Origin of the sequence: Pontixanthobacter gangjinensis, assembly GCF_009827545.1 — a bacterium.
Taxonomy (GTDB): Bacteria; Pseudomonadota; Alphaproteobacteria; order Sphingomonadales; family Sphingomonadaceae; genus Pontixanthobacter; species Pontixanthobacter gangjinensis.
In genome coordinates, this window is sequence record NZ_WTYS01000001.1 from 1248374 (window position 1) to 1262878 (window position 14505).

Here is a 14505-nt window from a genome sequence, read left to right on the forward strand (position 1 = left end):
GCACTCAATCTGGTGGGATGTCCGACGCATAGAGCTTGGCTTCGGCTGTGCGTCTGCGGCTGAGCCCTTTTAAAGCGCGCCCTCCTGCGCGGTTCCAACGGGCAAATTCGGTGATTGCGCCGAGATAATCCGCTGACTTGTGGCGCTTGGTGAGCGTGGCACGACCGATCGCACCCGTATTGTAATGGAAGCTGACCAAGGCATCGAATTGGGCTTGGCTTGTGGCGGCCCCATCCAAAGCGCGGCGCACATCATTGGCATAAATAACAAGGTCCCCATCCAGTCGTTGGTCGCATTGCTCGCGTGTCCAAACGGTGCCACGGGCGATGCCTTGTCCGGTCGCGCCCCAGCCAATCGTCCAAGGGTCACCGCCTGTCCCGGGATCGGGATAGGCTTCGACCAGGCTGTCCGTCCGTAATCGTGCGCAGCCTTCGAATTGCTTGATCAGAGCGATGCCTGCCGGACCAATTTGAGTGGGTACATCGGATTGGCAAGCGGCTTGCACGCCCAGGCTGCGATCAACAGAACGGTCCAATGCACTGACTTCAGAATTGCGCAGACCACGGCCCAGAATACGGCGTACGGTTTGGAAAATGGGCTTACGATTGGTGGAGTAGGTCATGCGTCACCTCGATCTGGAAAGTAGAGGCGAGGCAATTAGGCAGGAAAGTGCCGAGTAGGAAAACGATTTCGTTTCGGTGCGTGCGATAGCCACCGTCCTGCCTGTAAAGAACTCTTGACTGACAAGAACTCTTTACAGTAAAGAGCTCTTTACAGGCAGGAAGGATGATTCGTTGCTCAACCGTGTGAAGGAATACCGTGAAGGTCGTGGCTGGAGCCAAGGCGAACTGGCTAAGCGGCTGGGCGTTTCGCGGCAGACAATCAACGCGGTCGAGACGGACAAGTATGATCCAAGCCTGCCTCTCGCTCTGCGCATGGCAGTGCTGTTTGCCGTGAATGTGCCGGATATTTTCATTGATGATTGGGAACCCAAAGGGGAAGAAGAATGACGCAGAATGAAGCACCAACGCGCCGCAATCCTGCCACCAAGGCGCTCGTCAGTGCTGCCATCGGCGGGGTGATCGGTTTCTTAATGGTGTCCGCAATCATCAAATGGACCAAAGCAGCCCAATTGGGTGACAGCCATCTGATCCTTGCGGGTGTAGGTGGTGTCTACTTCTTGATTGGCCTTATAGTCGGACTTGGCACGATAATGCCAAAAGCAGGAGCGCAGTTGCTCAATGTCGAGGACAGAGGCGAGCTTGTTGAACAACGTTCAGGCTTACTAAGCTCATCATTGGTCAATGTTTTGATCGGTGTCATGCTGATAGTGCTCGCCAACAGTGGCAAAGATGGTCTTGTGCCTCCATTGATCGCACTTACGACCGTTGCGCTTACGATCATCGTTGGGTTTGTCGTCACTTGGAGCAGCTGGAAGCATTATGACGAACTGATGCGTCAGGTATCGTGGGAAGCGTCGACAATCGGATTTGGGCTTGTGACTATCACTGTGCTGGTTTGGGGCAGCCTAACAATTAACGGCATGGCTCCACCATTCGACGCGTTCTTGATGATCGCGCTGGTTATGGGGATGATGATGCTCGGAGCATTTCTTGCGGCCGGCCTGCGAGGCATGTTAAATCCGCGCTGATCTAGAGGCGAATTTCATCTGAAAATGATTAAAAACGGGCGCCCGGATAACTCCGGACGCCCGTTTTTTCTTGGTATTATACGAGCCGGTTACGCGCTGTAGTACATATCATATTCAACCGGGCTTGGGGTTGTTTCCAAGCGGCTGACTTCTTCCCATTTCAGCTCTGTATAAGCGAGGATCTGGTCCTTGCTGAACACATCGCCCTTGAGCAGGAAGTCATGATCAGCCTCGAGCGCTTCCAAGGCTTCACGAAGCGAACCGCATACCGTGGGCACTTCGGCCAATTCTGCCGGTGGCAGATCATACAGGTTCTTGTCCATCGCTTCGCCCGGGTGAATCTTGTTCACAATTCCGTCGATACCCGCCATCATCAACGCAGCTGACGATAGATATGGGTTCGCCAATGGATCAGGGAAGCGGAATTCAACACGCTTTGCCTTCTCGCCCGCACCATATGGAATGCGGCATGATGCCGAGCGGTTGCGCGCCGAATATGCCAGCAGCACAGGCGCTTCGAAGCCGGGCACCAGCCGCTTATAGCTGTTGGTGGTCGGGTTGGTGAAAGCGTTCAATGCCTTGGCATGTTTGATAACGCCGCCGATGTAATACAGGCACGTATCGGACAGGCCAGCATAGCCATTGCCCGCAAATGTGTTCTTGCCGTCATTCCAGATCGACATGTGGGTGTGCATACCGCTGCCATTATCGTCTTTGATCGGCTTGGGCATGAAGGTCGCTGTCTTGCCGTAAGCATGGGCGACTTGTTGCACGACATATTTGTAAATCTGGATGTTATCAGCAGTTTCCAGCAAAGTCGCAAATGTCACGCCAAGCTCATGCTGAGATGCCGCAACTTCGTGGTGATGCTTGTCACAAGGCAGTCCCATTTCGAGCATAGTGGCAACCATCTCGCCACGAATGTCGACTGCGCTGTCAACAGGCGCAACTGGGAAGTAACCACCTTTGGCACGCGGACGGTGAGCCATGTTGCCCGCTTCGTACTCGCGGCCCGAATTGGTCGGGAGTTCAATATCATCAATGGAGAAGCCCGAGCCAGCATAACCATCTTCAAACCGAACATCGTCAAACATGAAGAACTCAGCTTCTGCGCCGACATAGATTGTATCGCCCAAGCCTGCTGATTTAACGAAAGCTTCGGCGCGTTTCGCAGTCGAGCGTGGGTCGCGGCCATAAAGCTCGCCGGTGGACGGTTCTACAATGTCGCAGAACAAAATCATCATTGGCGTTGCGCTGAACGGATCCATGTAGAACCGATCGAGGTCGGGGCGCAGGATCATGTCGGATTCGTTGATGACCTTCCAACCTTCGATGGATGACCCATCAAACATCAGTCCGTCTTCCAATTCGTCTTCACCCAGAACCGATGCGACCATAGTCAAGTGCTGCCACTTGCCCTTGGGATCGGTAAATCGAAGATCGACCCATTCGACTTCATGTTCCTTGATCTGTTCGAGAATTTCTTTTGCGGTAGCCATATTGTTCCCTTTGGCGATGGTGTTCGGAGGGCAGTAAAAATGGTCCGGATTGGCCCGCCCCGTGCGGCCAATCCTGAAGATTTAGGCACAATGCCTAGATAGCGTCCTCGTCCTTCTCTCCGGTCCGGATGCGCAGTGCGCCTTCAATCGGAGAGATAAAGATCTTTCCGTCGCCAATCCGCCCGGTTTGGGCAGCAGCGGCGATTGCCTCGACGACACGTTCTGAAATCGCGTCGCTCACAACGACTTCGAGCTTAACCTTGGGAAGGAAATCGACAACATATTCAGCCCCGCGATAGAGTTCGGTATGGCCTTTCTGCCGTCCGAAACCCTTGGCTTCGGTCACAGTGATCCCGGAAACCCCGATTTCATGCAGAGCTTCCTTCACTTCGTCGAGCTTGAACGGCTTTATAATTGCCTCGATTTTCTTCACGCGAGCCTCATTCCCTGACGGGCCCAAATGTTGCGGGGCCCCTACGCAACTGGCCGACGCCGTAACACGGTGCCGGCTGGTTGGTCCAATTAACACCCGATACTATCCAAGAATCGTGCCAGAAGCAGATTTGAAATCGGGGCTTGGACTTCCTTCTATTAAACCAACGAAACCAACCGGAGACTCGTTCCCGGTGGCTTGCAATTTGCGTGAGAAAATGGGGCGAAGCGCCGCTTTAGTGCTTCTGCCGCAAGCAGGGGGTGCCTATTTATTGGGCAGGGAGGTTGAGGCCTGTTGCCGCCGCTAAGCCTGATATCAAATTGAGCGATTGCACGGCTGCTCCGCTAGCGCCCTTACCAAGGTTATCGAGAGTTGCGATCAGGCGCACTTGACTGCCGCCCTCATTCTTAAAGATATGGATAGTTAGGCCATCCCATGGTTGGACGTTCTTACGCATCAACAATTCGCCGGGGCTATCATCCATATCCGCGACGCCGACGATCTTGGAGCCTGCGTAGAATGCCGACAATGCGCCGTGCAAATCATTCGCTGCTACCTTGGCACCCATGGCTGACAAGGGGACGGGCACTTCGACCACCATCCCGCGATGCGCATCTACGACCGCTGGCGCAAACAGGGGCGGGTGGGTCAATCCGGCATAATGCTGCATTTCGCCAAGATGTTTGTGACCCATGCCGAGGCCATATCCGCGCCATGCGACATTCGTGTTTTCCTCAAACCGGCGGATTAGGGCTTTCCCGCCACCGGAATATCCGGAGACAGCGTTTACAGTGTAAGGCCAATCGGCAGGCAATAGGCCTGATGAAACAAGCGGTGCGACCATCGCCAGAAAACCTGTGGGATAGCAGCCCGGATTGGAAATCCGCTTTGCCTGCCGGACGGTATCTTCACCGACCAGTTCGGGAAACCCATAGGTCCAGCCATCCGCTACACGGTGCGCGGTAGACGCGTCGATTACCTTTGTCCGGTCGTTCTCGATGAAGGACACTGCCTCGCGCGCAGCGTCATCGGGCAGGCACAGGATTGCAACATCGCAATCGTTCAGCGCCTCACGCCGTGCAACCGCATCTTTGCGCTTGTCATCAGGAAGGGCGATGAGCGAAAATTCGCCTCGTGGCGCGAGCCGTTCGCGGATCTCAAGGCCCGTTGTGCCTTCCGCGCCATCGATGAAAACCGACAAAGTCACGGCTTGGTTGGCGCGAGCGCTTCCTTGGGAATGTAGCCAGCTGGCCCGTCAGGACCAACGCAGCCCCAGCACCAATCACCGGCAAAATCGAGCAATTCGAATGTAGACCCAGCCGGCAATGACGCAATTGTTTCCGATGCAGCATCGGCGGCCAATTTCAGCTCTGCAGGATTGCCGCCAATCATTGCCATTTGGGGAACAACATAATGCGCGACAAGATAGCGGTCGGCCAAGGCGATATGGGCCAGATCACCGCGCAATGGCAAACTGCCTGGCTGTGGGCGGACCATCGGTCCTTTCAAGCCAAGAACGCCGTCCGGCACCCGATATTGCGCTGCATCACTCACGATCTGTTTCTTGCCCCAATTCCGGCTCGTTCTTCAAGCTGATGGGCGCGCTTATACGCTGGAAAGTCTTGTCGCAAGGTTTGCGCGCCTGCTTCAAGCCGATCCGTAGCGGTTTTTAAGCATATGGAATGCCGCGCGCAGTCCGTAGGCCGCACCGCCCTTGGCCCGGCCCGGCTTGGGGAAGGGGCGCCAAGCGAATGTGTCGAAATGCGCCCACTCGATGCCTTCGCCGACAAATTTGTCGAGGAACAAGCCGGCGACGCTTGCGCCAGCATAGGCGTTACCATGCGAATTGTTTAGATCAGCAATGTCCGAATTGAGCCATTCGGCATAGGCCTCGGGCAGGGGTAACCGCCACGGCTCGTCATCATGCGCCTTGCCCGCGGCAATCAGTTCCGCAGCAGTATCGTCTTGCCGTGTCATAAGCGCAGGTAGGTCCGGGCCGAGCGCAACGCGAGCGGCCCCTGTCAAAGTGGCAAAGTCAATCATGAGCGCAGGCTCGCTCTCGCTTGCCTTCGAAAGTGCATCACCCAAAATGAGCCGCCCCTCGGCATCGGTGTTGCCAATTTCGACGGTCAGGCCAGCGCGTGTATTAAGCACGTCACCAGGGCGGAAAGCGTTACTGGAAATGGCGTTCTCAACCGTTGGAACCAACAGATGTAGGCGCAGCTTCAAACCAGCCTTCATAATCAACTCGGCAAGCGCGAGAGCATGGGCAGCACCGCCCATATCCTTTTTCATCAAGCGCATTCCCGCGGCGGATTTCACATCCAACCCGCCAGAATCGAATGTGACACCTTTGCCCACGATGGCTACGCGCGGATGCTTCGGATCGCCCCACTCCAACTGGATCAAACGCGGTGCATGGTGTCGCGCAGCGGCGCGGCCAACTGCGTGAATCATCGGGTAGCCTTGCTCGAGCGCATCGCCCCTGGTCACTTGCAAGTCAGCGTTGAAGGCTTTGGCAATACGCTCGGCCTCTGCTTCCAGCGCTGCGGGCCCCATATCTTCTGCTGGAGTGTTGACCAGATCGCACACCAAATTGACCGCACGCGCCTCTGCGATTGCGGCCTCAATGTGCTTCGCCTGCTTACTAAGCAAAATTCGCGGGCCGGTGGCGTTCTCGTCTTTCTTATAACGATCGAAGACATGCTGCGCAGTCTGCCAGCCATGCATCGCCGGGCCGGGATCGCCCGAGGCGAGACGATAAATGCCCTCGGGCAATTGTTCAGCCAACTTGGCGAGGCACCAGCTCGAAAAGTCATCCGGATTGGCGACCCCGCCTACCGCAAACCAGCCATCGCCATCGGGCACGATTCCCACTTGGTACCCGCTTCCGTCGAACTTCTGGGCGGAGAGTGAAGCTCGTTGACCGCTGCTTAGTCCCTTAGAGAAGTCGCCGAACCGCTCCTTGTTCACTAGGTGGATTTTGGTCGCGTCTTGGCCGCGGTCGGGCTGGATCAGATCAGTTTTTTTGCTCATTTTCCCTCTGTAACGAATGCGCGCCGCGTTCCAAGCTCGCAATTTGCGCGATGGCTCGCTACATGGGCGGGCATGACAGAATATCAGGTAATCGAAGGCACAGAGACCGTCATTCGCGACGGCACAATCAAACTGCATGGACCAGCTGGTTTCGAAGGTATGCGCAAGGCGGGCAAGCTCGCCGCAAGCATCCTCGATGAAATCGCGCCGATGGTGCAGCCCGGCGTCACGACGGCGGCAATCGACGACAAGGTCCGCGAATTAATGTTCGCGGGCGGTTCGGTTCCTGCGACGCTTGGTTATCGCGGATATACGCACAGCTGCTGCATTTCGATCAACCATGTGATCTGTCATGGAATCCCTTCAGACAAAGCGCTGAAAGACGGCGACATTGTCAATATTGACGTCACGCCTTTGCTCGATGGATGGCATGGCGATACCAGCCGGATGTATTTTGTTGGCGATGTTCCGCTTAAAGCAAAACGTTTGGTCGAAGTGACGCATGAATGTTTGATGTTGGGCATCGAACAAGCGCAACCCGGCAACCGCTTGGGTGATATCGGCGCAGCGATTTTGGAACATGCGCAGAAACACCGCTACGGCGTGGTTCGCGAATTTTGTGGCCACGGCCTTGGACGGTTGTTCCACGACGCACCCGAAGTGGTTCACGCGGCGAAAGCTGGGACCGGTCCAGAACTTAAGCCGGGGATGTTCTTCACAATTGAACCGATGATCAACATCGGCAAGCCTTGGGGCAAAATGCTCAGCGATGGTTGGACGGCCGTGACCCGCGACAAATCATTGTCGGCGCAGTTCGAGCATTCGCTGGCAATTACCGAAACTGGCAATGAGATTTTCACGCTGAGCGAGAAGGGAATGCATAAGCCGCCATATGTCTGAATATTGCTGCGATCGCTTCAAGCTCGACCTTTTAGGCGTTTGCGAAACTCAGACAGATCGAGCGTCATGTCCTGACGCGATGATATAGGAAGTTCGTGGCGGATACGGGTTGCCAGTAAGCGATGGTGAAGCTGGATATGCGGGTAGCATCGTCAGGATAGATTTTTGTCCTTTTTGCGGATCGAAATTGGCTCAGATTGGCGATCTTAGCTTAGATGACTAAGTATCCCGCGCAGCCCTAATCGCCGCGCCGCCGGCAAAGGGGCTAATCGCCACCAACAACAAGCTTATCGCGCCGCAAAGGGCAATGCCGCTTGCGTCGCCTCGGGCTAGACTGCCAGCTCCGAAAATCAATATCGGCACGGCGAGCGGGATCAGCAACAGGCCCGATAAAGCAGCCCCTCCGCGCAGGCTGGCGGTAAGTGCTGCTATCATCACGCCAATTGCGGCAAGACCCGGTGTGCCTGCGAGCAAGCCAAGAATGACGAGGCGCAATGTTTCGCCTTCAAGACCGAGTAGAGCCGCTGCCGGAAAAATTGCCAATAAAAGGAGCGGGGCGAAACTGAGCCAGTGCGCGACCACGCGGACCGCGACGACCAGCTCCTCTGATATCCCGCGTAAGGCCAATTGATCAAACACGCCTAGTTCCAGATCGGGTGCAATCAGTCTGTCGAGCGGTAGAATGGCCGCGAGCAATGCAGCGACCCAGATCACTCCTCCGCCCGTTCGGGCTAATAAAGGCGCATCCGGTCCGACCGCAAAAGGATACAGCATGGCTACAGCGAGGAAAAACAGCAGCGGTAAGATGGTCCCGCCTCTACCTCCATTGCGGCTCCCGCCAGGGATCAGCATCGCCAGATCGCGCTTGAGCAGCCGCCAAATCACAGCGCGTATTCCTCAAGCGAAATGCTCTGCGCTCTTGGTAATCTGACCGTCTGATGCGACGCGATCACGCAGATGCCGCCCTCGTCACAATGCAGCGCAATCAAGCTCTCGGTCTGCTCTTTGGCGTCTACATCCAAACCATTCAGCGGCTCGTCGAGCAGCCAAATCGGCGCATCCTGATTGACTAGTCGAGCGAGCGCGGCGCGTTTTCGCTGGCCGGTAGAAAGAAAACGAAATGGGACGTCCATTAGCTCGTCCAGACCAAGGATATGGACTGTCTCTTCGCAATCCTTGCTGCCGTCAATGGCGCTCCAGAATGCCAATCCGTCGCTAAGTTGCACTTGCGGGTCGAGCGCGGGGTGTTCGTCCATCAGGCCAATTGCACCTTCGCGTTTCACATGGCCTTCATAGGGGGTAAGCAATCCAGCCAAAATCCGCATCAGGCTGGTTTTGCCGATGCCGTTCGAACCGGTAATATGCAGCGCTGTGCCGGCTTCCAAATCCATGCCGAAGCCGCGAAACAACACACGGTCCCCGCGGCGGCAGGCTAAATCAGTTGCTGAAAGATGACAGGCTTGCATGAGGGCGCGCGATAGGGGAAACGCGCGGCGCCGACAAGAAATGCGCGCAGGAAAAGGAAATGAGCGGATGACAATAGCCCAATTGACCCAGCAGGAATGCGAGACAATGCTTGGAAATTTGCCCGGCTGGTCGTTGCGCTCCGATGGTAAAGCGATCGAACGGACATTCGAATTTGCAGACTTTGTCCGTGCTTTCGGCTTTATGTCCAGCGTCGCCATTTTGGCGGAAAAGCAAGATCATCATCCTGAATGGTTTAATGTCTATAACAAGGTTGAAATGACCCTGACCACACATGACGCCGGTGGGTTGAGCCAGCGTGATGCGACATTGGCGGAGGCGATAGAAGCGCTTCTTTGAACAGAATTTTTTCGCCCCTGTTTTGTTTCGCTGTAATCACGCTTTTTGCGAAAACAGGTGTTTGTCCTTAGGGATAGGTGGCCCGCTCAGCGGCCCAAATTGCCCTCCCGTGCGCGCGGGCCCAGATCAAGCTGCAAGCAGCGATAAAACAGACGCTCACGGCCCATCTTCGCAGCTTGAGGTGTAAGCGGGATGGTATTTTCGCTTGTGCATTCGGTTTCGAGCAACGCCTGTTCTTCCGCTGTGCGTGGATTGGCCGGGCGTCCGAGCATTTCACTATCTGGCCGATATTCACGGTCAGCCGTTCCATATAGCAAGCGGAACGCATCCAGCGCTGCGGTATGGTAGATCGTGCCGTGGGTTTCGCTTTCACCAAGCGGGACATAAGCCCATTCCCAACCGGCGGGTGCATCATTACGCAACGCGTCGACAAACCGTTCGATACCCTCTTCATGGCGGTATCCCTCATTGGCAACTGTCAGATACAGGCGTTCATTACCGGCTGGTACCGTCTTGATCCTGTATTCGGCCTGCCTTGCCAGTTTCATATTGTCGAACCACATTGACGGGGAAACCGCGATCCAGTCGTCGAATAATTGCGGAGCTTCGAACAAGGTCTCTATCACGAACAGGGCTGCCAGCGATTCCCCCATAATCGCGTTGTGGCCGCTGGTTCTGTACCGGGCCTCGACCCAGGGTTTGACGTCATCTGCGATAAATGTGCGAAAATTATCCGCACCGCCAGGCGTCACGCCAAGGTTCGCCTTATAATCCTCCAACGCCTCTGGCCTGACGGGCGGCGATAATTCGCTGCGCCGATTAACGGCTTCGATGCCGACCAGAATGAACCGTTCGAAACTGTAATTCATATCCCGGCTTTGCACGATTCCCGCGATGTGTGGGAAATCCTGCTGCGGCCCGCCATCAATCAGATACACGACGGGAAAGCGCTGATCAGGTTGCTCGGCATAGCCCGGCGGCAACCTTACCGTAATCCGGCGGTCACCTTCAAAAGCCGTCGCGGTAATCAAGTGTGTCATGCCGATTGTGACAGGCGTTCCATCATTATCCTGAGCCGCCGCAGCTGCTGAGATCGCAATGCCGAACCAGATCAGCAAACAAGAGAGCTTACGTATCATCGATTGTGTTCACTGACCCAATGGGCGAAAAGATGTGCGCGTCTGTTTGCGCACACGGCCTGGCATCCAGCGGCTGGCAAAACCGATCTTTTTGGCGGTTTTTCCGACCAATGTGTGCAGCCGGTCCCCGTGGACCGCATTCCATGCCGCCTGTGCAACTTCTTCAACCGGAGTGATTTCCATTCCGGCATCGATAACCCGCTGACGAATGCCTTCATTGCTCTTTGCGTTAGGCGCGTGTTCCAGCAACGGCGTGTCGATGAAACTGGGGCAAAGGCTGCGGACATTGATCCCGTCTTCTGCCCATTCGCCATCGAGGCTTTCGGTAATGCCGCGCACCCCGAATTTGGTCGCGCTGTAAACTGATGCGCCGGGTGTCCCATAGACGCCTGCCGCGCTGGCAGTGTTGAGCAAGCAAGATCCTGGGGCAGACCGCTTGAGATAGGGATAGGCAGCCTGCGCGCCGAACAGCACGCCTTTCAAATTGATATCGAGACAGCGGGTGATTTCGTCGACTGAGTTTTCTTCGAGCGCACCGCCAATTGGGATGCCCGCATTATTGGCCATCACATCCAAGCGCCCGCCAGAAACGGCGGCGAAACCTTCCAAGGCGGTATCCCACGCAGCGCGGTCGCGCACATCGAATTTGTGGGTGAAGCTTTGACCATCAGCAAGAAGGGCGGCGGTACCGCGCATGCCTTCTGTATCGATATCGCCAATTCCGACAAACCAGCCACGCTCACCAAAATATTGCGCGATGGCACGGCCAATACCTGAACCGCCGCCAGTGATGAAAATTGCCTTTGTCGCGCTCACGTCGCTCTCCCAAAATCAAACCGCCGGGAAGTCATCCCGAGCGGCCCGTATTGCGGTAGCTTTACGTATACGTCAATCGCTCAGCTCGTCCTCGAGGCCCTTCACATATTGAGCCCCCTCGACGATTTCAGCGGTTGAGCTGGCCACGGTACCGCCAATCGGTTCCGACCGGCCACCAAGGCAGGTGGCGAGGAAATTCTCGGTCACAGCGTTGAAAGCAATGTTGTTTTCAGGCTTGGCAAAACCGTGCCCTTCATCAGGATAGAGGACATAAGTAACCGGAATGCCTTTCTCTTTCATCGCTGCTACAATCTGGTCGCTTTCATCCTGATTCACACGTGGGTCGTTGGCACCTTGGCCGATCAACAGCGGCTTGACGATATTGCCCGCAGAATACAGCGGGCTGCGTTCTTTTAGCATCGCCAGACCTTCTGGCGTGTTGGGATTGCCCATCCGTTCATGGAATTGCGCGATCATTGGCTCCCAGTAAGGGGGGATCGTGGCGAGCAATGTTTCAAGATTTGATGGGCCGACGATATCGACACCGCAAGCAAATGTGTCAGGTGTGAAAGTCAGGCCTGCCAATGTCGCATAACCGCCATAGGAACCGCCCATTATCGCGACTTTGTCTTTGCTGGTAATACCCTTGCCGATTGCCCAATTGACTGCATCAATCAGATCGTCATGCATTTTCTTGCCCCATTCGAGGTCAGCAGCCGAAATGAAGTCCTTGCCGAAGCCGGTGGAGCCACGGAAGTTGACGCTCATCACCGCATAGCCACGATTGGCGAGCCATTGATGGTAGGAATTGAATCCGTAGCCGTCGCGTGCCCATGGGCCGCCATGAACCAGCAGCACCATCGGCACGGCTTTATCGGGAATGCCATTACCATCGCTGTCGCTGCCCGGTGGCAGAGTGAGATAAGACGGCAATGTCAGGCCATCGCGGCTAGTGAGTTCGAGACCTTGCATCGGTTGCAACGGCGCGCCGATCAATTCGGGACGTGAGGTATAGATTTCGGTCAGCGTTTCCGCATTGCGGTCATAAATGAATGTCTTTGTAGGAGATGTCAGCGGATCGTTTCCAATGATCCACTTGGAATCATCTTCGGTTCGTGACTGGACACTAAATTCGCCTTCCAGCCGCTCGTCCAGCCATTCAAGCGAAGCTTTGATCTCTGGGTCAATTGCTGTCCATTCTGTCTTCAAGTACGTGAAGGAATAGGCCTCGACCTCGCCGGTTTTCGGATCCGACATAGCGCCGCCAATATCGGCCTTGTCATTTTCGGCAACAATTGTTTTCTCACCAGTTGCGACGTTTTGAGCGATGAGCGCAGCCGTGTTGCGGCCTCTGCTGTCGATCCAATACATGGTCTTGCCATCGGTGGTGAAGCCGGCTGGCTGGGTGGTTAAAGAATCTTCCAGGCCAGTGCTATCGCTAGGCGTTTCGGCGATGGTGCCATCAGTAATGGGGAAGAAGTCCATTCCGCCCGATGTATTGGGTCGCACAGCCATCCGCAGCTTCAAATTATCGTCGGCGAGAAACCCGGCATATGCATCATTTTGTTGTACCAGAGTAAGCTCGCCGGAATTCAGATCGAGCAAATAGGCATCGTGGAAACGAGCGTCGCGATTGTTCAATCCGACCAGAATCTTGTCTTTAATCGTCTGGCTGGTGCCCATAACCATGGCGCGAGTCTTTTCGAAATCGGTCAGCGTACGCTCATCGCCGCTCGCAACATCAATGCCGTATAGAAGAAAGTTTTCGTCGCCTCCCTTGTCCTGCACATAAAGCACGCTCTTGGAATCAGGCGCCCAGAAATATTGCCGGATCGGGCGATTGTCAGACGATGTAATCGCTTTTGCCGCTGCCGGATCGGACGATGGCGCTAGCCAGACGTTCAAGACTCCGTCTTTCGGGGCGAGCCAGCTGAGCCATTCCCCATCCGGGCTGATTTGGCCTCCTGCCTTGGTGGGGTTTCCGAACAGATCCTGGCGCGGGATCAAAGGTGCGGCTTGGTGGGCAGTTGTGGTCATTGAGAGTGTGGTCTCCGCGTGATGGCCGGCCTTAGCTGGGCCGGGAAGAGTTAGGGCGAGCGCACCAAAGGCGCAGCAGGTGAATAGGCCAATGGAAATCGACGAACTGCTTATAGCGCCGGATTGTCGTAGCAATGCCACGCGAAGATCGCGAGCGCGCCGCGGTGGGGGCGGTAGGGTTCCGACAACGCTCTCGCTTCTTTCTCGGTCGGGCGTTCAGGCAGACCCAGCAATTTGTGCAATGCGACCTGCACTGCCAAATCTCCCGCTGGCCAAATGTCGGGTCGACCCTCTGCGAACAGCAGATATATTTCGGCTGACCAGCGTCCGATGCCCTTGATGCGCGTTAGCTCAACAATGGCTTCCTCGTCATCAGTAGGTAGGTTAGTTAAATCGAGTTCGCCGTTTACCACCAATTCGCATAACGACCGCGCATAGGCTTGCTTCTGGCGCGACAAACCGCAAGCGCGCAACTGATCGTGGTCGCGGGATAGAAGTTCATCGGGGTTGATGCCTTCGCCCAATTCGATCTCCAATTTGTTCCAAACTGATGCCGCCGCAGCAACGCTTACCTGTTGGCCGACAATTGTGCGCAGCAAGGTACGGTAACCGGTGGGCCGCACGCGCGGTTCAGGGTAGCCTGCCGCTTTTAGGCCTTTGGCAAAGGCGGGTTCGATTGAAACAGCGTGGTCCACACCGTGCTTGATCTGCTGTGCGGTCAAACCCATCTACTTCTCCAATCCCTTGCAAAACGGGCGGCGCTCTTTTAGCAGCGCGACCGAACGGCCCTTCCGGCCAGTATTTATGGAGTCAACCCATCATGCCCAAGCTGATTGTCGTCAACCGTGCCGGTGAAGAATCAACAGTAGAAGTCGGTGACGGTCTGACCGTGATGGAAGCGATCCGCGACAATGGATTTGACGAATTGCTGGCGCTGTGCGGCGGGTGCTGTTCGTGCGCGACCTGTCACATCCATGTCGATCCTGAATTCAAAGACAAGCTTCCGGCAATTTCCGAAGACGAAGATGATCTTCTTGAAAGCTCCGACCACCGTAATGAAAATTCACGCCTGTCGTGTCAGGTGCCGTTTTCGGCGGAACTGGACGGTTTGAAAGTGACTATCGCGCCGGAAGATTGATTTCGTGGTGGGATAGCGCAATTGCGTTGAAT

17 protein-coding genes are annotated in these 14505 nt (G+C 55.6%); 5 read left to right on the forward strand and 12 right to left on the reverse strand.

Annotated elements, in window-relative coordinates:
- Window positions 1-4 precede the first annotated feature (4 nt).
- Window positions 5-622, reverse strand: a complete 618-nt coding sequence (locus tag GRI36_RS05875) for a lysozyme (protein ID WP_160597613.1) — start codon at window positions 620-622, stop codon at window positions 5-7.
- Between the two features lie 172 nt (window positions 623-794).
- Between GRI36_RS05875 and GRI36_RS05880 the strand changes: the two genes are divergently transcribed.
- The gene (locus GRI36_RS05880) at window positions 795-1010 is read left to right on the forward strand and encodes a helix-turn-helix transcriptional regulator (protein ID WP_160597614.1); all 216 of its coding nucleotides are present in this window, start codon (window positions 795-797) and stop codon (window positions 1008-1010) included.
- Window positions 1007-1651 carry a hypothetical protein gene (locus GRI36_RS05885; protein ID WP_160597615.1) on the forward strand — a complete coding sequence of 215 codons (645 nt, stop codon included), beginning with the start codon at window positions 1007-1009 and terminating at the stop codon, window positions 1649-1651. The genes GRI36_RS05880 and GRI36_RS05885 overlap by 4 nt, the downstream gene beginning before the upstream one ends.
- Window positions 1652-1740: 89 nt before the next feature.
- On the opposite strand, the gene glnA is transcribed toward GRI36_RS05885, so the two are convergent.
- The 5 genes from glnA to GRI36_RS05910 all read right to left on the reverse strand — a co-directional run bounded on the left by glnA (window position 1741) and on the right by GRI36_RS05910 (window position 6619).
- Window positions 1741-3150 (reverse strand): type I glutamate--ammonia ligase, encoded by a 1410-nt coding sequence (glnA, locus tag GRI36_RS05890; RefSeq protein WP_160597616.1) that lies wholly within the window; start codon window positions 3148-3150, stop codon window positions 1741-1743.
- Between the two features lie 94 nt (window positions 3151-3244).
- Entirely contained in the window at window positions 3245-3583 is a 339-nt protein-coding gene (locus tag GRI36_RS05895) for a P-II family nitrogen regulator (protein WP_160597617.1), read from the reverse strand.
- Between the two features lie 268 nt (window positions 3584-3851).
- Complete coding sequence (gene argC / locus GRI36_RS05900) at window positions 3852-4790, reverse strand: N-acetyl-gamma-glutamyl-phosphate reductase (RefSeq protein WP_160597618.1); 939 nt, start codon at window positions 4788-4790, stop codon at window positions 3852-3854.
- Window positions 4787-5137, reverse strand: a complete 351-nt coding sequence (locus GRI36_RS05905) for a hypothetical protein (protein ID WP_160597619.1) — start codon at window positions 5135-5137, stop codon at window positions 4787-4789. Before GRI36_RS05905 ends, argC begins: the two co-directional genes overlap by 4 nt.
- Before the next feature lie 93 nt (window positions 5138-5230).
- Window positions 5231-6619: a leucyl aminopeptidase family protein gene (locus GRI36_RS05910; protein ID WP_160597620.1), complete on the reverse strand. Its 1389-nt coding sequence runs from the start codon at window positions 6617-6619 to the stop codon at window positions 5231-5233.
- A gap of 72 nt (window positions 6620-6691) precedes the next feature.
- Here GRI36_RS05910 and map point away from each other — a divergent pair, with 72 nt between their 5' ends.
- Window positions 6692-7519 (forward strand): type I methionyl aminopeptidase, encoded by an 828-nt coding sequence (map, locus tag GRI36_RS05915; RefSeq protein ID WP_160597621.1) that lies wholly within the window; start codon window positions 6692-6694, stop codon window positions 7517-7519.
- A gap of 219 nt (window positions 7520-7738) precedes the next feature.
- On the opposite strand, the gene GRI36_RS05920 is transcribed toward map, so the two are convergent.
- Together GRI36_RS05920 and ccmA are read right to left on the reverse strand one after the other, a co-directional pair.
- Window positions 7739-8404 (reverse strand): heme exporter protein CcmB, encoded by a 666-nt coding sequence (locus GRI36_RS05920; RefSeq protein ID WP_407985664.1) that lies wholly within the window; start codon window positions 8402-8404, stop codon window positions 7739-7741.
- Window positions 8401-8985: a heme ABC exporter ATP-binding protein CcmA gene (gene ccmA, locus GRI36_RS05925; protein ID WP_160597622.1), complete on the reverse strand. Its 585-nt coding sequence runs from the start codon at window positions 8983-8985 to the stop codon at window positions 8401-8403. The genes GRI36_RS05920 and ccmA overlap by 4 nt, the downstream gene beginning before the upstream one ends.
- A 67-nt stretch (window positions 8986-9052) precedes the next feature.
- On the opposite strand from ccmA, the gene GRI36_RS05930 reads away from it, so the two are divergent.
- Window positions 9053-9343: a 4a-hydroxytetrahydrobiopterin dehydratase gene (locus tag GRI36_RS05930; RefSeq protein WP_160597623.1), complete on the forward strand. Its 291-nt coding sequence runs from the start codon at window positions 9053-9055 to the stop codon at window positions 9341-9343.
- 86 nt (window positions 9344-9429) lie between these two features.
- Here the strand turns inward: GRI36_RS05930 and GRI36_RS05935 are convergent, their stop codons facing one another.
- The 4 genes from GRI36_RS05935 to GRI36_RS05950 all read right to left on the reverse strand — a co-directional run bounded on the left by GRI36_RS05935 (window position 9430) and on the right by GRI36_RS05950 (window position 14063).
- The gene (locus GRI36_RS05935) at window positions 9430-10482 is read right to left on the reverse strand and encodes an alpha/beta hydrolase (RefSeq protein WP_160597624.1); all 1053 of its coding nucleotides are present in this window, start codon (window positions 10480-10482) and stop codon (window positions 9430-9432) included.
- Window positions 10483-10491: 9 nt separating this feature from the next.
- Complete coding sequence (locus GRI36_RS05940; protein ID WP_160597625.1) at window positions 10492-11298, reverse strand: SDR family oxidoreductase; 807 nt, start codon at window positions 11296-11298, stop codon at window positions 10492-10494.
- A gap of 72 nt (window positions 11299-11370) precedes the next feature.
- The gene (locus GRI36_RS05945; protein ID WP_160597626.1) at window positions 11371-13335 is read right to left on the reverse strand and encodes a S9 family peptidase; all 1965 of its coding nucleotides are present in this window, start codon (window positions 13333-13335) and stop codon (window positions 11371-11373) included.
- Window positions 13336-13445: 110 nt separating this feature from the next.
- Window positions 13446-14063, reverse strand: a complete 618-nt coding sequence (locus tag GRI36_RS05950; protein WP_160597627.1) for a DNA-3-methyladenine glycosylase family protein — start codon at window positions 14061-14063, stop codon at window positions 13446-13448.
- Between the two features lie 92 nt (window positions 14064-14155).
- On the opposite strand from GRI36_RS05950, the gene GRI36_RS05955 reads away from it, so the two are divergent.
- The gene (locus GRI36_RS05955) at window positions 14156-14473 is read left to right on the forward strand and encodes a 2Fe-2S iron-sulfur cluster-binding protein (RefSeq protein WP_160597628.1); all 318 of its coding nucleotides are present in this window, start codon (window positions 14156-14158) and stop codon (window positions 14471-14473) included.
- Window positions 14474-14505: the final 32 nt, after the last annotated feature.